The organism is Streptomyces sp. NPDC042201 (assembly GCF_055582185.1).
On sequence record NZ_JBVJDS010000001.1, the window covers coordinates 371663 to 391837 of the forward strand.

Consider the following 20175-nt stretch of genomic DNA (forward strand, 5'->3'; position numbering starts at 1 on the left):
CACCTTCGTACGGGGGCACGGATCCGCCGAGGACACCGGGCGCGGACGCGGACTACGTGGCCGCGCGGCGGCCCAGCGTCCGGTGCGAGCGGGTGACGAGGGCCGCCAGCACCGCGGCGCCGACCGGCACCGCGATCAGCAGGGCGGCCAGCGTTCCCCAGGGGACGACGATGGGCACGTACGGCAGTGATACGGCGCCCAGGCCCTCGTCGAGCGCCTCGCGGTACCAGGCCAGCTCCTCACGGCGCTGGGTCATCCGTAGCCCGATCGCGGGGAGCACGCCCGCCGCCGAGCCGAGCAGCACACCCATCACGGCCACCACCCCGCACTGGAATCCGCTGAGGGTCCTGCGGACCCGCTCAGGGGCGCCGACCGCGGCGAGCGTCTTGAGGTCGGCCTCCGCGTCCGCCTGGGCCAGACCCGTGGCGATACCGGCCGCGCCGATGGTGATCAGTCCGGCGAAGATCGTCAGCGCCAGCAGCATGATGTCGCTCTCGCTGACATAGCCCTTCTCGATATGAAGGCTGACGGCGGTGCCGGTCTTGTCGATCTCGGCGTCCAGCTTCTGCTGCTGCGCGCTGCTCGGCATGGCGCTGGTCGAGTAGTACGCGCCGAACGGGACGGTGCTGATGCCGGCGGCCTTGGCCGCGGCCGGCGTCAGGATCATCGAGAGGCCGTAGGCGTTCTGCTCCCCCGGGACCTGGTGCGCCGGGAGCGACTTGACGGTGCCCGGCGGCTCCTCGCCCTTCTCCGTGGCCTCGTCCGCCTTGGCGATGTCGGTGATCAGCCTGATGCCGATCTTCCCGTTCGTGTCGAGATTGCGCTTGTCGAACGAGACGATCCGGCCGTCCGCCAGAGCCTTCTCGGCCGCCGGATCCTTGATGCCGAGGACCGTCAGGACCTTGGCGTCACCGATCAGCACACCGCTTTCGACGCCGCTGTAGATGTTCTTCTCCTCGCAGCGCCAGTCCTTGACGAGCTTGCGGCGCTCGGCCTTGCTGAACCTCTCCGAGGGGTCTTCCTGGCTCGTGCTCCACAGCGGGCACCGGTTGGCCTTGGGCACGACGACTTCGAAACGGCCGCAGCCTTCCTCGCCGCCGTACATCGAGCAGCTGGCCTTCCCGACGGAGATACGGCCCACATCGGCCCGTACGTCGACGGGCAGATTCTGCTGGACCGCCGTGCGCACGGCCGGCACATCCCGGCCGCCCTCTTCGTCGATCATGACGGAGACCGCGCCGTGCGGCAGCTGGGGCTCGTAACTGGCCCGGCTCTGGGCATCGCTGCTCGCCGCGTACGTGGACACCGCCACCGTGCCCGCGACCGCGGCCAGCACCGCGGCCACGGCAGGGGCCGTGCGCCCCCGGTTGCGTACGGCGTCGCGCAGCGCGAGCCGGGGGGAGAGCGGCAGCCAGCGGCCGATCCGGCCGAACAGACCCACCAGGGCGGGGGTCAGCGCGACCACGCCCAGCTCGGCGATGGCGCTGCCGCCCGCGACGACCGCGAACTGATCGGTCAGCGTCGAGCCGTACAGCGCGATCACCGCACCCAGGGCGAACGCGATCAGCCCCAGGACCGGCAGCACCCTGCTGCCCTTGCGCACCCCGCGGCGGCCGGTGAGCGAGGCCAGGACGGTCTGGCGGGAGGCGGTGATCGCCGGGACGATCGCGGCCAGCAGCCCCGTGAGCACCGCGAGCAGCGCGATACCGAGCAGTTCCAGCGGCCGGACGTCGAAGCTGCCGAAGCGCTGCCCCATGTAGTCCTCGAGGAGGGGCCGCAGGGCGTAGGTGAGAGCGAGGCCGAGAACCGTACCGACGACGGCCGCCGCGACACCGATCACCAGACCGCCGCCGAGGACGATGGCCCGGATATGGCGCCGGTCGCCGCCATTGGCACCGACCAGGCCGAGCTGGCGGCGCGAGCGCCGGGCGCCGACGGCGAAGGCGGGTCCTGCCAGCAGGCAGATTTCCAGCATGGCGAGGCCGACGACGGTGCCGACCACCGCGAGCTCCGCGGTCTTGGAGGCAGCGCTCTGCTCGTAGACGCCCCAGCCGTCCTGCTGGTAGAGCGGAATGTCCGCCTGGGCGGGCGGGTTCAGGGCCACGGCGCGGGAAGCCACCGTGACGCCATGGGTGTTGGCCTGTTGGACCATGTTCCACGTGAAACCACCGCGAACGCTCACCAGCAGGGTGGTGGTCGTGTCGGAGCCGGCCAGTCCGTCGGCCTTCAGCGCCTTGTCGAGCGGGGCCAGAAACGCGCCGGGAAGCGCGGTGACCTGATCGGTCTTGAGCGAGTCGGGCAGTTCGTACGCACCGACGATCCGGTAGTCGGCGTCGAGTCCGCGGGCCGTGAGCTTCGATCCCACCCGCAGACCGCTGGCCTCCAGGAAGTGGGTGGTCGCGGCGACCTCGCCGGCCTTCTCGGGGAAGCGGCCGCGGTCGAGGCGCATGATGCCCCGGGCCATCGGGTCAGCGGCCTTCAGCTCGCGGATCTCGGTGTGCAGCAGTCCGTGCGTGGTGCGGAGCTTTCCGGACCCCAGGGTGTCTTCCAGGGAGGTCGCGCCCGCCGGTATGGCCTTCGTGAGGTCGGTGGCCCCCTCGGGCCAGGGCTCCTCGTCGAAGTTCCCCACCGGTGCGTAGCCCTCGCCCTGCGGGTCCTGGAGGAGGGGCACACCGCCCAGCGAGGGATCGGTGAGCCGCGCGTCGGCCTGCCCGAGGGTTCGGTCCAGGCTCTCCTCGGTGGAGAGGTCCGCGCTGCGCACGGTCAGGTCCGCGGCGCTCACGCCGAGGATGGGGAGCGCGATCATGGCCAGGACGAGGAAGCTGCGTCCCTTGAAGCGCCAGGCGTCGCGGCGGGCGATCCGCACCGCGGCCCGCCAGGAATGGAACCAGGTCTTCACAGCTCGGCCGCCTGGCCGGTGAGGAGCGAGTCCGCCTGGCTGCGGATGGTCTGGTCGACGACCGCGCCGTCACGCAGGAAGACCACCCGGTCCGCCCAGGCCGCGAAGCGCGGCTCATGGGTGACCAGGATGCCGGCCGCGCCCGCGTCGCAGCGGGTGCGCAGCAGGGCGAGCACGGACTCACCGGTCTCGGAGTCGAGGGCGCCGGTCGGTTCGTCCGCGAGCACCAGGCGCCGGTCGCCGATGAGCGCGCGGGCGATGGCCACGCGCTGCTGCTGGCCGCCGGACATCTCGTCGGGGAAGCGGTCGGCGAGCTGATCGAGGCCCATCTCCGTCAGCGCGGCCAGGGCCTCGACGCGTGCCTTACGGGCGGAGGTGCCGTCCAGTTCGCGGGGGAGGGCGATGTTCTCGGCGGCGGTGAGGGCGGGGATGAGGTTGTAGTCCTGGAAGACATAGCCGATGCTGCGGCGGCGCAGGGCCGCGAGCTGCTTGCGGTCGGCGGTGGTCATGTCGGTGCCTTCGACGATCGCTCGGCCCGAGGTGGGGTTGTCGAGGCCGCCCGCGATGGTGAGCAGTGTGGACTTGCCGGAGCCCGACGGACCCATGACGGCGACGAGCTCGCCGGGGAACACATCGAGATTGATGCCGCGCAGGGCGTGCACCTCGGTGGCGCCGCTGCCGTGCACCCGGGTGAGTTCCTGGAGCTGCAGCACGGGCTGCCGCTGTGACCGCTGTGGCGTGAGTGACTGATGTGGCTGGTGTGACTGATCGGGCATGAGAAGTCCCCCTTGGGCGTGCGCGCAGGCACGAGTGGATGTGCGGAAGAGTGAGGTGGGGCGGGAGCCGCCGCGGTCAGCGCCGTGGTGCCCGGCGGGCGCCGCCCCTCGGTCCTGGCGCCGACGCGGGTGCCGATACCGCGGCCGGGGCCCCCGGCCCGTCCGCCGTCGGTCCCCCAGCCGTCGGGCCGTCGGCCGAGTCGCCGGTCGGTGCTTCCGTGCTCGCCGCCGGCATCAGCGAGAGGCGGATCAGCCGGGACTCGCAGTGGTCGAGCCAGCGGGCCTCCGCCTCGGTCTGGAAGATGAGCTGTTCCAGGACGAGCAGCCAGGCCACCTCGTCCCGGTTGGCCGGGGCGACTTCGAGAGCCTGGGCCTTGAGCCGTGTGTAGTCCTGCATCGCCTGAATGGTGTGGCGCCGCTGCGACTGGATGACCTCCCGGATGTCGACCCCCGGCGCGCCCACCGCCATGGCGAGCTTGATCGCCAGCTCGTCCCGGGGCGGGCTGGTGCGGTCGACGGGCGTACGGAACCAGGACCGCAGTTCGGCACGGCCGGGCTCGGTGATCGCGTAGAGCGCATGGCCCGCGTCGTCCTCACCGTCCTGCGCGACCATGCCGTCGCGCTCCAGACGGCTCAGGGTCGTATAGACCTGCCCGACGTTGAGGGGCCAGGTGGCACCGGTGCGGGACTCGAACTCCGTACGGAGCTGAGAGCCGTAGCGCGGGCCACGTTCCAGCAGGGCGAGAAGCCCATGGCGAATCGACATACTCAGTATGTATACCGAGTAAGTCGTGTCCCGCAAGCGACCTGAGGCTGACCTGAAAAGTACGCCGTAAGGATGAGGGGGGGCCGTCAGCGGCGCCGGAGCCGCACTCCGAGGAACCCCAGCCCGAGGCCGATCAGCATGATTCCGGCGCCGAGCGTCAGTACGGGGACGGGCCGCGTGACGCCCTCCGAGAGGGCACGCGCGGCCGGTTTGCGGGCGGCGTCGGGCGGCTGATCCGCGGGCGCGGTGGGCGCTTCCGGGGTGTACGCGGGCTTTCCCGGCTCCTTCTCCGCGTCGCCCGTTCCCTCGTCCGTTCCCTCTCCTGTTCCCTCGCCCGTTGCTTCTCCCGTTCCTTCTGATGTGCCGTCTTTCGTTCCCCGCCTCGTCGCGTCTCTCCTTCCCTCGCCCGTGCCCTCGGTCTCGTCCCACTCGTCCGTGCTGTCGTCGGGCGACCAGTCGGGCGCGGACGGCTCCGTAAGGGAGTCGGAAGAGTCGGAAGAGGAAGGGGCATCGGAGACCGAGGGCGGCCGGCCGGGACGCGTGGAAGGGTGGTGGCCCGCCTCACCGCTCTCGTCAGGGGGCATCGCGTCCGGCCGGGGGGCGGACCCACGGGCCCGCTCCTGGGACGCCGTCGGAGCGGTGGAGGGGGGAGGGGGGTCCTCGGCATAGACGACAGGCGCGGCCAGCAACAGGGACGCGACCGCGGTGGCGCAGTGGATGCCGAGCGTTGGGCTCACCGACTCAGCGTCACATGGGGCGGCGACTCCGGCATCTCGGATGCCGCGGATGAGACCCGTACGAGGGACGCGAAAAAAGAGACCGGGTCCAGACCGGGTCCTACCTGAGGACTACGCACCCCTCAGGAGCAGGAGCAGGAGCAGGAGACAGGAGCAGCAGGACCGGAAGCAGGAGCAGGACCGGGCCTACTCCGGGTCACCCGTGGAGATCGTCAGCTCGAACCGCTGGTCCTTGGGCACGACGCCGGAGCCCTGACGCGGGTACTGGTCGATCACGGTGTCCTCCGCGTACTGCCCGTTGTCCACTTCCCGCACCTCCCAGGTCCACTGCGCGGCGTTGAGGCACTTCTTCACCGAGAGGACGTCCTTGTAGCGCAGGTCGGGAGCTTCCACCTTTGTCGGGTCGGAGGCGTCCTCAGAGGCCTCGGAGCACTCCGTGGACTCCATGGTGCGGTTCCGCTCCGGCGCCCGGTGACCCGCCACCGGGGAGTCGCTGGTACCCGGATCGGTGGTCCCGGGGCTGTCGTCCCCTCTCAGCGAGAGCGCGGTTATCAGACCGCCGATCGCCACGATCGCGATCACGATCGAGCCCACGATGACGGGCATGTTCCGCCTGCCGCCGCCACCGCGGCCGCTGCCCCGCCCGCCGTGGCCGCCATGGCCGCCGTGGGTGGGACCGGCCGCCGTCTGGGGCGAGAGGGAGTACGCGTTCGGCATCGGCATCGGAGCCGGGGTCTGGTATCCCGGAGGCGTCTGCGGATAGCCGTACCCGGGACCGGGCGTCTGCATCGGGGCGGACGTCGGCGGGCCGTACGGTCCCGGCTGGTACGGCGTCTGGACGCTCTGCGGCGCCGGGTGCGCCTGATCCACCGGCGGGAAGACTGCCGAGCCCACGCCCGTGCCGCTGTTGTGCGGAGCACCCTGCACGATCACCGGGGCGCCCGTCTGCCCGGCCGGCATCACACGCGCGCATTCGTCGCGCATGGCGGCCGCGCTCGGGAAGCGCTCGTTCGGGTTCTTCTTCAGCGCCCGCGCGACCAGCGCGTCCATCGCCGGGGTGACCGAGCGGTTGATGGAGGACGGAGCGACGGGCTCCTCCTGCACATGCGCGTACGCGATGGCCAGCGGCGAGTCCGCCTGGAACGGCAGCCGGCCGGTCAGCAACTGGAAGAGCATGATGCCGACCGAGTACAGGTCGGCGCGGGCATCGACGCCGCGCCCGAGTGCCTGCTCGGGCGACAGATACTGCGGCGTTCCGACGACCATGCCGGTCTGCGTCATCGACGTGACGCCCGACTGCATGGCGCGCGCGATGCCGAAGTCCATCACCTTGACGACGCCGCGCTTGGTCATCATCACGTTGCCGGGCTTGATGTCCCGGTGGACCAGGCCCATTTCATGGCTCGTCTCCAGGGCGGCCAGCACATCGGCCGTCACCTTGAGCGCCTTGTCGGCGGGCATCGCGCCGTACTGCCTGATGTCCGACTGCAGCACGGAGCCGAGCGGCTGCCCCTCGACGTACTCCATGACGATGTACGGCATCAGCGCGCCGTCCAGCTCGTCCTCGCCCGTGTCGAAGACGGAGACAATATTCGTGTGCGACAGTTTGGCGACGGCTTGGGCCTCGCGCCGGAACCGCTCGCGGAACGACTGCTCGCGCCCCAGCTCCGTGTGGAGGGTCTTGATCGCCACCTGCCGGTCGAGCGCCGCGTCGTACGCCAGATATACGGACGCCATACCGCCTTCGCCGAGCAGGTCGCGAAGTTGGTACCGGCCGCCCGCGACCGAACCGCCCGCATGGCGGCCCTGTGCGCCGTCCTGGCTCATGACTGTGCTTCCCCCTCGGCGCGCTGACGCGGTGCTGCTGACGCGGTCACGCTGACGCAGTGATCCCGTATTTACGCGCCAAGTCTGCCCCAGGGCACTGACACGTCAAGCCGGGTGCCCGTTCCGTGACCGTAAGCACAACAAGCGTCTCGGAAGCGTTACAGGAACACCATGGGATTTGCGTGCGTCCAGGGGCAGCCGGTTTGATGGCCGGTCCATCCTGGACCGGCGTGTCATACGAAGCCTGTAGCGTGACATGGCATAGCCACCCCTGAGACACACAGAGACACCGCGTACCGCGCCCGCGGTCATCACGCGGACAGAAACGACGGCGAGGACTGATGGCACCCGATCCCGAAGCTGCCGGCGGCGTGTCGGATGCTGCGGACTCCTGGGGCGACAACGGACTGGTCGGCGGGCTGGTCGGAGACGGCCGCTACCGGATGACCCACCGTCTCGGCCGCGGCGGTATGGCCGAGGTGTTCGCGGCCGAGGACGTACGGCTCGGACGCACCGTCGCCGTCAAGCTCCTCCGGGCCGATCTCGCCGAGGACCCGGTCTCCAAGGCCCGCTTCACCCGTGAGGCACAGTCGGTCGCCGGCCTCAACCACCACGCGGTGGTGGCGGTGTACGACTCCGGCGAGGACACCGTCAACGGCCGGACCGTGCCGTACATCGTCATGGAGCTGGTCGAGGGCCGCACCATCCGCGACCTGCTGGTCAGCGCCGAGGCACCGCCGCCCGAGCAGGCCCTGATCATCGTCTCCGGTGTGCTGGAGGCGCTCGCCTACTCGCACCAGCACGGCATCGTGCACCGTGACATCAAGCCCGCGAACGTGATCATCACCGACGCCGGCGCCGTGAAGGTGATGGACTTCGGCATCGCGCGCGCCCTGCACGGCGCGCAGTCGACGATGACCCAGACCGGCATGGTCATGGGCACGCCGCAGTACCTCTCCCCGGAGCAGGCGCTCGGCAAGGCCGTCGACCACCGCAGCGACCTGTACGCGACGGGCTGTCTGCTCTACGAGCTTCTTGCCCTGCGCCCGCCGTTCACCGGCGAGACCCCGCTCTCCGTCGTCTACCAGCATGTCCAGGACATCCCGGTCCCGCCGTCCGAGGTCTTGGACGCGGCGCCGCCGGAGCTGGACGGCCTGGTCATGCGCTCGCTCGCGAAGGAGCCCGACGACCGGTTCCAGAGCGCCGAGGAGATGCGCGGGCTGATCCAGTACGGCATGCAGATGCTGCAGCAGCAGGGCAGCCACACCGGCGTCTGGAACACCGGACCGGTCGAGGCGCACGCCGGGGGCAGCACCCCGGCGATGGGCATGGCCGCGACGACCGCGCTGGGGCACCCGCCGCACGGCGACACCTCGCAGGGCCCGATCCTGCCGCCGATGAACCCGGACGACGGCGGGTACGACGGCCATCATCAGGGCGGCGAGCGCGGCCGCGGCAAGATGTGGCTGTTCGTCGCGCTGGCCCTGATCGCGATAGTGGCAGGCGTGGCCTACGCGGTGCAGGGCATGGGCGGTGGCACCGGCGGCGGTACGACGGACGACAAGAAGTCCCAGTCCCCGAGCCAGCCGACGCCGAGCGACGATACGACGCCTTCGGACGAGCAGTCCTCGGAGGACGACCAGCCGGACACCTCCACCGGGGGCAACCAGCAGCCGGAGTTCCCGCCCAGCGAGACACCGTCCGAGACGCCGAGCCACTCCGAGGAGCCGTCCGAGACGCCGTCCACCTCCGACACGGGTACGACGGACGGTGGCGCGAACAACGGAGGGGGCAACGGCGACACGTCGGGCGATCCGTCCACCCCGCCGAGCGGCGGGGACGGCGACCCCACCGGCGGGACCGCCGACGGCGGTGCCAACGGTGAACCCGGCGGGGAACCCGCCGGGGGCGCGCTCGGTGGTGTTCCCGGCGGCAGCGGCTGAATCCCCGTACCGGGCGTCCCGCCGGTGAAGGTGATCAACCCGTGAAGGCGATCACCCCCTGACGGCGATCACCCCGTGAAGGCCTCGCACACCGCCTCGTACTCCCGCGTCCACCACACCGCCAGGGCCGACACCGCAGCGAACTGCGGGTCGGCCCTTCGGTCGTTCCGCTGGTAGCGCCAGCGCAGTATCCAGAAGTCGTTGAGCCGCTCCCACCACACCCGGTGCACCGCCGCGGCCAGTTCCGAGGGCTCCGCGCCGGCCGCGCGGCGGTAGGCGCGGGCGTACGCCCGTACCTTCGCCAGCTCCAGTTCGCCGGTCGGCCGGACGAAGAAGATCGCCGCGGCCCGTACCGCCTCCTCCGCGCGCGGCTGTACGGCGAGCCGGTCCCAGTCGACGATGGCGGCCGGCTCCGCGCCCCGGTAGAGCAGATTCAGCGGGTGGAAGTCGCCGTGCACCCAGCCGGTGGCGGGCTCGGCGCCCCGGGGCGGACGGCGGTGGGCATGGCGCTCCAGCAGGACACGGCGTTCCACGAGACGGTGCTCGGCCAGCGCGTCGAAGGTGGCCCGGGGGGTGTGGGCGCGGGCCAGGGCCAGCAGTTCGTCGATGAGCGCGAAGGTGTCCGCGGGGTCGGGGCTGTCGTACGCGAGGCCCGCGGGGTCCGGCGCCATCACGCGGTCCAGACAGACGTGCACGAGCCCGAGGAGCCCCCCGAGACGCCGGGATTCGAGGGTCGTCAGCTGCGCGCCGTCGCGGTGGCGCCCCTCGACCCAGGGGTGCAGGGCGTAGCAACGGCCGCCGATGACGGCGACGGTGTCGCCCGCGGTGTTCTCGACGGGCGGGGCGACGGGCAGACCGAGCGCCTGGAGCCGCTGGGTGGCCCGGTGCTGGCGAGAGATCGCCAGATGGTCGCCGTCGAGATGGTGCTTGAGGAAATATGAACCGCGGGTGGTGGCAAGCCGGTAGCCGCGGTTGAGCAGTCCTTGGGCGACGGGCTCGCAGGACAGCGGCTCGCCCGCGTTCCGGTAGCGGCGGAGCAGCGTGCGAACGGGTGGAGCGGACAGCGAAGCCGAAGCAGGCATCGAAGCCGAAGCAGACAGAGAAGCCGAAGCAGGCAGAGAAGCAGCACGCGAGGCGTGCGAAGGGGAGGTGGGCAGGGGGATCAGCGTAATCGCGGCAGGCGCAGCGAGTTCAGATGAGCGCGGCACCTGCCAGATGTTAGATCACGCAACGTGTTGGCTTTGTCGCTCTCGGGAGTGGTCGAGCATGTGTACGGTGACGAACTGCGGCACAAGCCGCATATAGACAGGATCGAACGGTTTTCCGTCCACGTGGCGGGGGCCGCGACCGAACAGATCCCGTTCGAACGGCGTCGGCTCGACGATCTCGGCCGTGCCGGTGCACTGGACGGACCAGAGGTCGTCCGCACCGCTGCTGAAGTTGTCCGCGCCATAGGCCACGACCCCGCCGCCGCATGCGCGGTGGTAGCCGAGACCCGCGTGCATCCGCAGCAGCACGTGGCCGTCCGTCACGACATGGCAGGCGGGTACGACGAAGGGCATCGCGCGCATACTGGTCGCCACCCGTCCGTATGACACGTGGCTGAGCAGTTCGATCGCGCGGCGCTCCTCGGAGAACATGCGTCCACTCTCCGTCGGCGCTGCCGCCCGCCACCAGAGGAGGCGGCCCCGGAATCAGGGGACGTTGGTCCCGATTAGAACCGGGCCCATCACGGTACGTATGCGGCCTCAGCGCTTCTCGGCCTGGCGCCGTGCCACATACGCGGCCGCCTGCGACCGGCGCTCCATCCCCAGCTTGGAGAGCAGGCTGGAGACATAGTTCTTGATCGTCTTCTCGGCGAGATGCAGTCGCTCGCCGATGGCGCGGTTGGTCATGCCCTCGCCGATCAGATCCAGGATCCTGCGCTCCTGGTCGGTGAGGCCGGCCAGCTTGTCGTCGGCCTTGGGGCCGGCGCCGTCACGCAGCCGCTCCAGCACCCGGGCCGTCGCCACCGGGTCGAGCAGCGACCGGCCGGCCGCCACGTCCCGTACCGCCGTCAGCAGCTCATTGCCGCGGATCGCTTTGAGCACATACCCGGAGGCCCCAGCCATGATCGCGTCGAAAAGCGCTTCGTCGTCGGCGAACGAGGTGAGCATCAGGCACTTGATGCTCTCGTCCCGCGAACGGATCTCCCGGCACACCTCGACCCCACTGCCGTCCGGCAGCCGGACGTCGAGCACGGCCACATCGGGGTGCGTCGCGGGGATCCTGGCCATAGCGTCCCCGGCCGTGCCCGCCTCTCCGACGACTTCGATGTCATCCTCGACAGAGAGCAGTTCGTACACGCCCCGGCGGACGACTTCATGGTCATCAACCAGAAATACCGTGATTTTTCCCTCTTCACGCACAGAATTCAGTCTCACACACTCACCCCTTCCCTGTCGCAGATCAGCGGGATAACGTGCCGTTGTTCCGGCGGCCTGCAAGGCTGTGACCAGTGGTTGTTCCCGACTTTGCCGATTTACTTGGAAATCCAAGCAAAATTGCAGGTCAAGTGGGGTTTCGCAGTAATGCGGTGCACTGGGTAACGTGCCTGTGACAGGGCGCTCGCCGGGGCACCTGTCACGCCTGTCCCGACCGTGTCGCACCCACCCCGTGCACGCGGCGGTAACAGGCGAGCCGCACTGGTTCCCGGCGGATCCCGGGGGCCGGACAGACGGAGGAGCACGCACGTGACCGTGGAGAGCACTGCAGCGCGCAAACCGCGACGCAGCAGCGGCGCCAAGCGCGCCAGCGCGAAGAGGACGCCGCAGCCGCAGAGTTCCGAGCCCCCGCTCGTACAACTGCTCAGCCCTGAGGGCGAGCGCGTCGAGCACCCGGACTACTCGATCGACCTGACCCCGGAGGAACTGCGCGGGCTGTACCGGGACATGGTCCTGACCCGCCGCTTCGACGCCGAGGCCACGGCGCTCCAGCGCCAGGGCGAGCTCGGGCTGTGGGCATCACTGCTGGGCCAGGAGGCCGCCCAGATCGGGTCGGGCCGCGCGCTGCGCGACGACGACTATGTCTTCCCGACCTACCGGGAGCACGGCGTCGCCTGGTGCCGCGGGGTCGACCCGACCAACCTGCTGGGCATGTTCCGCGGTGTGAACCACGGTGGCTGGGATCCCAACAGCAACAATTTCCATCTGTACACGATCGTCATCGGCTCGCAGACGCTGCACGCCACCGGCTACGCCATGGGCGTGGCCAAGGACGGCGCGGACTCCGCCGTGATCGCGTACTTCGGGGACGGCGCCTCCAGCCAGGGCGATGTCGCCGAGTCGTTCACCTTCTCCGCGGTCTACAACGCGCCGGTGGTCTTCTTCTGCCAGAACAACCAGTGGGCGATCTCCGAGCCGACCGAGAAGCAGACCCGGGTGCCGCTCTACCAGCGCGCCCAGGGCTTCGGCTTCCCGGGCGTCCGGGTCGACGGCAATGACGTCCTGGCCTGCCTGGCCGTGACCCGCTCCGCGCTGGAGCGGGCCCGCCGGGGCGAGGGACCGACGCTGGTCGAGGCGTTCACGTACCGGATGGGCGCGCACACCACCTCCGACGACCCGACCAAGTACCGCGCCGACGAGGAGCGGGAGGCCTGGGAGGCCAAGGACCCGATCCTGCGGCTGCGCAGGTATCTGGAGAACGAGGGCCAGGCCGACGAGGCGTACTTCACGGCCCTGGACGAGGAGAGCGAGACGCTCGGCAAGCGGGTGCGCGAGGCGGTACGGGCCATGCCCGACCCGGACCACATGGCGATCTTCGACCATGTCTACGCGGACGGGCACGCGCTCGTCGACGAGGAGCGCGCGCAGTTCGCCGCGTACCAGGCGTCGTTCGCCGACGCGGACGCTCAGACCGCGGAGGGCAAGTAGCCATGGCCGTACAGAAGCTCCCGCTCGCGAAGGCGATCAACGAATCGCTCCGCAAGGCCCTGGAGACCGACCCCAAGGTCCTGATCATGGGCGAGGACGTCGGCAAGCTCGGCGGCGTCTTCCGCGTCACGGACGGACTCCAGAAGGACTTCGGCGAGGACCGGGTCATCGACACCCCGCTCGCCGAGTCGGGCATCGTCGGCACGGCCATCGGTCTCGCGCTGCGCGGCTACCGGCCGGTCGTGGAGATCCAGTTCGACGGGTTCGTCTTCCCCGCGTACGACCAGATCGTCACGCAGCTCGCGAAGATGCACGCCCGTGCGCTCGGCAAGATCAAGATGCCCGTCGTGATCCGTATCCCGTACGGCGGCGGCATCGGCGCGGTCGAGCACCACAGCGAGTCCCCGGAGGCGCTCTTCGCGCATGTCGCGGGCCTCAAGATCGTCTCGCCGTCCACGCCGGCGGACGCGTACTGGATGATGCAGCAGGCCATCCAGAGCGACGACCCGGTGATCTTCTTCGAGCCCAAGCGGCGCTACTGGGACAAGGGCGAGGTCAACGACGAGGCCATCCCGGGACCGCTGCACAAGGCGCGGGTCGCCCGGGAGGGCTCCGACCTCACGCTCGCCGCGTACGGCCCGATGGTGAAGGTCTGTCTGGAGGCCGCCGCGGCGGCCGCCGAGGAGGGCAAGTCGCTGGAGGTCGTCGATCTCCGCTCGATGTCCCCGATCGACTTCGACACGATCCAGACGTCGGTGGAGAAGACGCGCCGGCTGGTCGTCGTGCACGAGGCGCCGGTCTTCTTCGGCTCCGGCGCGGAGATCGCCGCGCGCGTCACGGAGCGGTGCTTCTATCATCTGGAGGCCCCGGTGCTCCGGGTTGGCGGCTACCACGCGCCGTATCCGCCGGCCCGCCTGGAGGACGAATACCTCCCGGGCCTGGACCGAGTGCTCGACGCCGTCGACCGCTCGCTCGCGTACTGAGGAGTGCCGTGACCATGACTGCTGACACTTCCACTCGCTATCGAGAGTTCAAGATGCCCGATGTGGGCGAGGGACTCACCGAGGCCGAGATCCTCAAGTGGTACGTAAAGCCGGGCGATTCCGTCACCGACGGCCAGGTCGTGTGCGAGGTCGAGACCGCGAAGGCGGCCGTCGAGCTGCCCATTCCGTATGACGGGGTGGTGCACGAGCTGCGCTTCGGGGAGGGCACGACGGTCGATGTCGGCGTGTCCATCATCACGGTGGACGTGGCGCCGGGCAGCGCGGAGCCGGAGCCGCCGGCTGCGGCCGCGCCGGTCGCCCCCGCTGCCGGACCCTCCGAACCGACCGAACCCTCCGGACCCTCGGAACCGGCGACCCGTACGCCGGTCCTCGTCGGGTACGGAGTGGCCGAGGCGTCCACGAAGCGCCGCCCGCGCAGGGGTGCTTCGGTACCCGAGCAGGCGACGGCGCAGGTGGCCGCCGCGCTTCAGGGTGAGATGAACGGGCAGTCGGGCACGCTGCCCCCGTCCCAGCCCGCCGCGCAGTCCCAGCCCTCCGGACAGTCCGGACAGTCTGGGCAGTCCGCGCTGTCCCGGCCGCTGGCCAAGCCGCCGGTACGGAAGCTCGCCAAAGACCTCGGGGTGGATCTGACGACGATCACCCCGACCGGCCCCGACGGGATCATCACCCGCGAGGACGTCCACGCGGCGACGGCCCCGGCTCCGGCTCCCGCTGCCGCCGAGGCCGGGGCTCCGGCGCCGGCCGCGGCCGCTCCTGCCGCCGTCGCACCGGTGGCGGTCCAGGGCGACGGCCGGGAGACCCGTATCCCCGTCAAGGGCGTACGGAAGGCCACGGCCGCCGCGATGGTGGGCAGCGCCTTCACCGCGCCGCATGTCACGGAGTTCATCACCGTCGACGTGACGCGCACGATGAAGCTGGTCGAGGAGCTCAAGTCCGACAAGGACATGGCGGGCCAGCGGGTCAACCCGCTGCTCCTCATCGCCAAGGCGCTGCTGGTCGCCATCAAGCGCAACCCCGAGGTCAACGCGACCTGGGACGAGGCCAACCAGGAGATCGTGCTCAAGCACTACGTCAACCTGGGCATCGCGGCCGCGACCCCGCGCGGGCTGATCGTCCCGAACATCAAGGACGCGCACGACAAGACCCTGCCCCAACTGGCGGGAGCACTGGGAGAGCTGGTGTCCACGGCCCGCGAGGGCAGGACGACGCCGGCGGCCATGCAGGGCGGCACGGTGACCATCACCAACGTCGGCGTCTTCGGCGTCGACACCGGTACGCCGATCCTCAACCCGGGCGAGTCCGCGATCCTGGCGGTCGGCGCGATCAAGCTCCAGCCCTGGGTCCACAAGGGCAAGGTCAAGCCGCGTCAGGTCACCACCCTGGCGCTCTCCTTCGACCACCGGCTGGTCGACGGCGCGCTGGGCTCCAAGGTCCTGGCGGACATCGCCGCGGTCCTGGAACAGCCGAAGCGCCTGATCACCTGGGCGTAACAGCCCGACGTCACCTGGGCTTAACAGCCTGACGAGTGAGCCCCGCGACCATGCAGACGGTCGCGGGGCTCACTCATGAGCGAGTGCGAGCGGTACGGACGGGACGGCTTCGGGCCGCGCCGGGATGGCGAGCACCACCAGGGCCGCCAGGAGCGCCACCCCCGCGCCGATCATGAAGGTGGCCCGGAAGCCTGCCTCGGAGGGCACCGTGACCGCGCCCAGATCGGTGGTCATCCGTGCCAGGACCAGTCCCACGACCGCGCTGGCGGTGGCGGTACCGAGCGAACGCGACAGGCTGTTGAGACCGTTGGCCGCGGCGCTTTCGGAGGCGGGGACCGCGCCCATGATCAGCGCGGGCATGGCGGCGTACGCGAAACCGACGCCGGCGCTGATGACCGCCGCGAAGACCAGCACCCCCCAGACACTGCCCATCAGCGCGAGCGCCGCCCCGTACCCGCACGCGATGACGAGCGCGCCCACCAGCAGGGAGGTTCGGGGGCCATGGGCGGCGGAGAGCTTCGCCGCGAAGGGCGAGACGGCCATCATCACCAGCCCGGCGGGGACCATCCACAGCCCGGCCGCGAGCATCGACTGCCCCAGTCCGTAACCAGTGGTCGCGGGCGACTGGAGCAGCTGCGGGGCGACCAGGGACACCGCGTACATCGCGAAACCGATCACGACGGACGCGAGGTTGGTCATCAGGACCGGCCGGCGGGAGCCGGCGCGCAGGTCGACCAGGGGGGAGGGGTGCCGCAGTTCCCAGCCGCCCCACAGCAGCAGGATCACGGCGGACACGGTGAGCAGGCCGAGCGTGGTCCCGCTTCCCCAGCCCCAGTCGCCGCCCTTCGAGACGGGCAGCAGCAGGGTGATCAGACCGGCGGACAGACCGAGCGCACCGACGGCGTCGAACCGGCCGCCCGAGCCTGCCGACGGCTCGGGGACGTACCGCAGGATGAGCCCACCGAGCAGGAGCCCCATGCCCGCCGAGCCCCAGAACAGCACATGCCAGTCGGTGCTCTGCGCCACCGCGGCGGACAGCGGCAGGCCGACCGCGCCGCCCACGCCGAGCGAGGAACTCATCATGGCCACGCCCGAGCCGAGCCGCTCGGGCGGCAGCACCTCACGCATGATGCTGATGCCGAGCGGGATCACTCCCATGCCGAAGCCCTGGAGCGCCCGGCCGATCACCAGGGGAATGAGTGAGTCGGCGGGTGCGCACACGAGCGAGCCGAGGACCAGCAGCGCGGTGCTGACCAGCAGCAGGCGGCGCTTTCCGTAGAGGTCGCCGAGCCGTCCGATGACCGGTACGGCGACGGAGGCGCCGAGCAGGGTGGCGGTGACGGCCCATGAGGCGTTGGACGCGGAGGTGTTCAGCAGCCGCGGCAGGTCGGGTATCAGCGGTACGACCAGTGTCTGCATCACCGCCACCATGATCCCGGCGGCTGCCAGCACACCCGTGAGGGGACCGCTGCGCGGCCGCGGGGATATGGCGGTGTTCATGCCTTCATCTATTCCTTGCCGGAGAAGCCTGGGCCCGAGAGAACCTAGGACTGCTCCGCCATGTCGAGGACGAACCGGTAGCGGACGTCGTTGCGTGCGAGCCGGTCGAGGGCCTCGTTGACCTGGTCGGGCCGCATGTGTTCGACGTCGGCGGTGATGCCGTGCTCCGCGCAGAAGTCGAGCATCTCCCGGGTCTCCAGCGTCCCGCCGCTGCCGGCGCCCGCCAGGTTCTTCGCCCCCACGATCAGGCTGAGGGGGTCGACCGTCCAGTTGCCTTCGGGGATCCCCACCATGCAGAGCGTTCCGTCGATGGCGAGCGCGGCAAGGTAGGGCTCCAACGCGTGCGGTGCGCCGACCGTGTCGAGGATGAGGTCGAACCGGCCGGCCTGAGCGGCCATCTGCTTCTCGTCCGTGGACAGGACGACGTCGTCGGCGCCCAGCGCCCGAGCCTCCGCCGCCTTGTCCATCGTCCGGGTGAACTGGACGACCTCGGCCCCCAGCGCGTGGGCGATCTTCAGCGCGATGTGGCCCAGGCCGCCGAGTCCGACGATGCCGACCGTCTTGCCGGGGCCTGCTCCCCAGCGGCGGAGCGGCGCGTACGTCGTGATGCCGGCGCACATCAACGGCGCGGCCCCGGCCGGGTCGAGCCCTTCCGGCAGGGCGTAGACGAAGCGCTGGTCGAGGACGTACTCAGAGGAGAAGCCGCCACGGGTGGGGTTGCCGTCCTTCCGGTCGGCGCCGCCGTAGGTGAGGGTCGGGTACGCGAAGCACCAGTTCTCGCGGTCGGCCAGACAGGCCGGGCACTCCCGGCAGGAGTCGATGATGTTGCCCACCGCGACCTTGTCGCCGACGGCGAAGCGGGAAACCCGGTCGCCGACCGCCGTGACCTCCCCGGTCATCTCGTGGCCGGGCACCAGCGGGAATGCGCCGCCGTGGCGGATCGCGGAAATGTCGCTGGAGCAGACACCGCAGTACTCGATCCGGATGGCCACGTCCTCGCTGAGCACGTCGCGCCGCTGGAAGTCCCAGGGTTTCAGGGGGCCTCCCGGTTCGGTGGCCGCCCATCCACTGACATTCCGCATGGTCTTGTCCCTCTCGTTCACTGATCTTCTGGGTGCGGTCCGGTCCTTCAGAACTGGACCATGACGGTCTTGGTCTCCGTAAAGGCGTCGAGTCCGTCCATGCCGTGCTCGCGGCCGATGCCGGACTGCTTGAACCCGCCGAACGGGAGGATGCCCGCGGACATGTCGCCGTAGGTGTTGACCCAGACGGTGCCGGCCTCCAGCGCGGCGGCGACCCGGTGGGCGCGGGCGAGGTCCTTGGTCCATACCGCGGACGCGAGGCCGTATTCGGTGTCGTTGGCCGCGCGAATGACCTCGGCCTCGTCGCTGAAGGACATCAGGGCCGCGACCGGTCCGAAGATCTCCTCCTGGGCGACACGCATGTCATTGGTGACGTCGTCGATGAGCGTCGGTGACACGAACAGCCCGGTGTTGCCCTCCAGTTCACCGCCGACGCGCACGGTGGCACCCTCCTCGCGGGCGATGTCGAAGTACGAGGAGACACGCTCGAAGTGCTGACGGGAGGCGAGCGGGCCCATCCGGGTGTCGGGGTGGAACGGGTCGCCGACGGTCCACGTCGCCATCTCCTCGCGAAGCAGTCCGGCGAACTCCTCGCGGACGGACTCCTCGACGAAGATGCGGGTGCCCGCGACGCAGCCCTGACCGGCGCCCGCGAGGAAGCCGGTCGCGGAGGCGACAGCGGCGGCCTTCAGGTCGGCGTCGGCGAAGATGATGTTCGGGGACTTGCCGCCGAGCTCCAGCGTGACGCGCTTGAGGTTGCCGGTGGACGATTCCAGGATGTGCTTGCCCACGGCGGTCGAGCCGGTGAAGCTCACCTTGTTGACGCCCGGGTGGGTGATGACCGCCTCGCCCGCGGTGCGGCCGTCGCCGGTGATGATGTTGACGACGCCGCGCGGCAGGTCCGTCTCCTGCAGGAGTTCTCCCAGCCGCAGGACGCTGAGAGGCGACGTCTGGGCGGGCTTGAGGATCAGCGTGTTGCCGGTGGCGAGGGCGGGACCGAGCTTCCAGGCGGCCTGCAGCAGCGGGCCGTTCCAGGCGGTGATCCCCGCGACGACGCCCAGCGGCTGGCGCAGCGTGTAGCTGAACTGCGAGGGGTCCGACGGGGCGGTCTGGCCGTAGTGCTTGGTGGGCCAGCCGGCGTAGTGGCGGATGACGTCGACGGAGTGGTCGATCATCCAGCGGGTGAGCCCGATCGTGCCGCCCATGTCGAGGGAGTCCAGCGTCGCCAGCTCCTGGGCGTTCGCCTCCATGACATCGGCGATCTGGAGCAGGATGCGACTGCGCCGGTGGGGCGTGATGGCGGACCAGGACGGATCCTCGAACGCTCGCCGCGCTGCGGCCACCGCGAGATCGACGTCCTCGTAGCCGGCCAGGGCGACGCTGGTCAGCACCTGCTCCGTGGTCGGGTCGACCGTTTCGAGGGTCTTGCCGGACTGCGCGGGCACCCAGGCGCCGTCGATCAGCAGCTTCTTCGGACCGCCCTGGAGGAAGGCCGGGGCGGGGCGCGAGGCCGGGTCGAGCAGGAGAAGAGAAGACACGATGAACCTCCGTGGGAGAACAAACTAGTTTGTTTGTTCTTGTGTCACGAACGTAAGCCCTTCGTCGGTGGCTGTCAAACAAACTAGTTGGTTATAGTGGTGGCATGAATGCTGGAGAGGCTACGAAGCGCCGTTTGCTGGACGCCGCCACCGCTGAATTCGCCACTTACGGGATCGCCGGGGCGCGCGTGGACCGGATCTCGGCCGCGGCCCGGGCGAACAAGGCGCAGCTCTACGCGTACTTCAAGAGCAAGGAGGGGCTCTTCGACGCGGTCTTCGGCGAGCACCTCGACATGATCGTCAATACGGTGCCGCTGGACGCCCGGGATCTTCCCGGCTACGCCGTCGGTCTGTACGACGCGTACCTCGTACACCCGGAACTGGTCCGTCTCGCGACCTGGTCCCGGCTCGAGCGTGTCCCTGCCGGTGACCTGATCACCGACCTTCCGGGACACGACGCGCTCAAGCTCCAGGCCATCGCGGAGGCGCAGGGCGGCGGGCACATCAACCCCGCGTTCGCCCCCGACGACGTGCTGTCGCTCGTCACCGCGATGTCCATGACCTGGTCACCGGCGAGCGCCACCATCGCCGCCGCCAAGGACGACCCCGAAACCGAGCACACCCGGCGCCGCGAGGCACTGGCCGAGGTCGTACGCCGCGCGTTCACCCCCTGACCTGCGCGCTCAGGTGCGTACGGGGCCT

General features: G+C 70.3%; 16 protein-coding genes. 5 read left to right on the forward strand and 11 right to left on the reverse strand.

What is annotated here, in order from left to right; genetic code table 11:
* Window positions 1–52: 52 nt before the first annotated feature.
* The 5 genes from ACZ6MZ_RS01635 to ACZ6MZ_RS01655 all read right to left on the reverse strand — a co-directional run bounded on the left by ACZ6MZ_RS01635 (window position 53) and on the right by ACZ6MZ_RS01655 (window position 7005).
* On the reverse strand, window positions 53–2899 hold the full coding sequence (locus ACZ6MZ_RS01635; protein ID WP_469349130.1) for an ABC transporter permease: 2847 nt from the start codon (window positions 2897–2899) through the stop codon (window positions 53–55).
* Complete coding sequence (locus ACZ6MZ_RS01640) at window positions 2896–3675, reverse strand: ABC transporter ATP-binding protein (RefSeq protein ID WP_469349132.1); 780 nt, start codon at window positions 3673–3675, stop codon at window positions 2896–2898. The genes ACZ6MZ_RS01635 and ACZ6MZ_RS01640 overlap by 4 nt, the downstream gene beginning before the upstream one ends.
* A gap of 76 nt (window positions 3676–3751) precedes the next feature.
* Entirely contained in the window at window positions 3752–4441 is a 690-nt protein-coding gene (locus ACZ6MZ_RS01645; protein WP_384328775.1) for a PadR family transcriptional regulator, read from the reverse strand.
* An 86-nt stretch (window positions 4442–4527) separates the two neighbouring features.
* Window positions 4528–5178, reverse strand: a complete 651-nt coding sequence (locus tag ACZ6MZ_RS01650) for a hypothetical protein (protein ID WP_469349134.1) — start codon at window positions 5176–5178, stop codon at window positions 4528–4530.
* A gap of 186 nt (window positions 5179–5364) precedes the next feature.
* On the reverse strand, window positions 5365–7005 hold the full coding sequence (locus ACZ6MZ_RS01655) for a protein kinase domain-containing protein (protein WP_469349135.1): 1641 nt from the start codon (window positions 7003–7005) through the stop codon (window positions 5365–5367).
* Window positions 7006–7346: 341 nt separating this feature from the next.
* Between ACZ6MZ_RS01655 and ACZ6MZ_RS01660 the strand changes: the two genes are divergently transcribed.
* Entirely contained in the window at window positions 7347–8948 is a 1602-nt protein-coding gene (locus ACZ6MZ_RS01660) for a protein kinase domain-containing protein (RefSeq protein ID WP_469349136.1), read from the forward strand.
* Window positions 8949–9016: 68 nt separating this feature from the next.
* On the opposite strand, the gene ACZ6MZ_RS01665 is transcribed toward ACZ6MZ_RS01660, so the two are convergent.
* From ACZ6MZ_RS01665 to ACZ6MZ_RS01675, 3 genes are all read right to left on the reverse strand, one after another.
* Window positions 9017–10030, reverse strand: a complete 1014-nt coding sequence (locus ACZ6MZ_RS01665; RefSeq protein ID WP_384178617.1) for a phosphotransferase — start codon at window positions 10028–10030, stop codon at window positions 9017–9019.
* A 141-nt stretch (window positions 10031–10171) separates the two neighbouring features.
* Window positions 10172–10588 (reverse strand): pyridoxamine 5'-phosphate oxidase family protein, encoded by a 417-nt coding sequence (locus ACZ6MZ_RS01670; protein ID WP_469349138.1) that lies wholly within the window; start codon window positions 10586–10588, stop codon window positions 10172–10174.
* A gap of 108 nt (window positions 10589–10696) precedes the next feature.
* A complete protein-coding gene (locus tag ACZ6MZ_RS01675; RefSeq protein WP_384329070.1) occupies window positions 10697–11356 on the reverse strand; it encodes a response regulator in 660 nt (219 codons plus the stop codon).
* Window positions 11357–11680: 324 nt separating this feature from the next.
* Between ACZ6MZ_RS01675 and pdhA the strand changes: the two genes are divergently transcribed.
* Genes pdhA through ACZ6MZ_RS01690 form a run of 3 tightly spaced genes read left to right on the forward strand, consistent with a single transcriptional unit; the run spans window position 11681 to window position 15353 of the window.
* Window positions 11681–12859, forward strand: coding sequence for a pyruvate dehydrogenase (acetyl-transferring) E1 component subunit alpha (gene pdhA / locus ACZ6MZ_RS01680; RefSeq protein WP_389782653.1), 1179 nt, complete (start codon window positions 11681–11683; stop codon window positions 12857–12859).
* A gap of 2 nt (window positions 12860–12861) precedes the next feature.
* The gene (locus ACZ6MZ_RS01685; RefSeq protein WP_384178509.1) at window positions 12862–13842 is read left to right on the forward strand and encodes an alpha-ketoacid dehydrogenase subunit beta; all 981 of its coding nucleotides are present in this window, start codon (window positions 12862–12864) and stop codon (window positions 13840–13842) included.
* 14 nt (window positions 13843–13856) lie between these two features.
* A complete protein-coding gene (locus ACZ6MZ_RS01690; protein WP_469349142.1) occupies window positions 13857–15353 on the forward strand; it encodes a dihydrolipoamide acetyltransferase family protein in 1497 nt (498 codons plus the stop codon).
* 69 nt (window positions 15354–15422) lie between these two features.
* Here the strand turns inward: ACZ6MZ_RS01690 and ACZ6MZ_RS01695 are convergent, their stop codons facing one another.
* Genes ACZ6MZ_RS01695 through ACZ6MZ_RS01705 form a run of 3 tightly spaced genes read right to left on the reverse strand, consistent with a single transcriptional unit; the run spans window position 15423 to window position 19473 of the window.
* A complete protein-coding gene (locus tag ACZ6MZ_RS01695; RefSeq protein WP_469349144.1) occupies window positions 15423–16853 on the reverse strand; it encodes an MFS transporter in 1431 nt (476 codons plus the stop codon).
* Window positions 16854–16897: 44 nt separating this feature from the next.
* Window positions 16898–17935 (reverse strand): NAD(P)-dependent alcohol dehydrogenase, encoded by a 1038-nt coding sequence (locus tag ACZ6MZ_RS01700; protein WP_469349145.1) that lies wholly within the window; start codon window positions 17933–17935, stop codon window positions 16898–16900.
* A 47-nt stretch (window positions 17936–17982) separates the two neighbouring features.
* Entirely contained in the window at window positions 17983–19473 is a 1491-nt protein-coding gene (locus ACZ6MZ_RS01705) for an aldehyde dehydrogenase family protein (protein ID WP_389782646.1), read from the reverse strand.
* A 104-nt stretch (window positions 19474–19577) separates the two neighbouring features.
* Between ACZ6MZ_RS01705 and ACZ6MZ_RS01710 the strand changes: the two genes are divergently transcribed.
* A complete protein-coding gene (locus tag ACZ6MZ_RS01710; protein WP_469349146.1) occupies window positions 19578–20147 on the forward strand; it encodes a TetR/AcrR family transcriptional regulator in 570 nt (189 codons plus the stop codon).
* The last annotated feature ends 28 nt before the right edge of the window (window positions 20148–20175 follow it).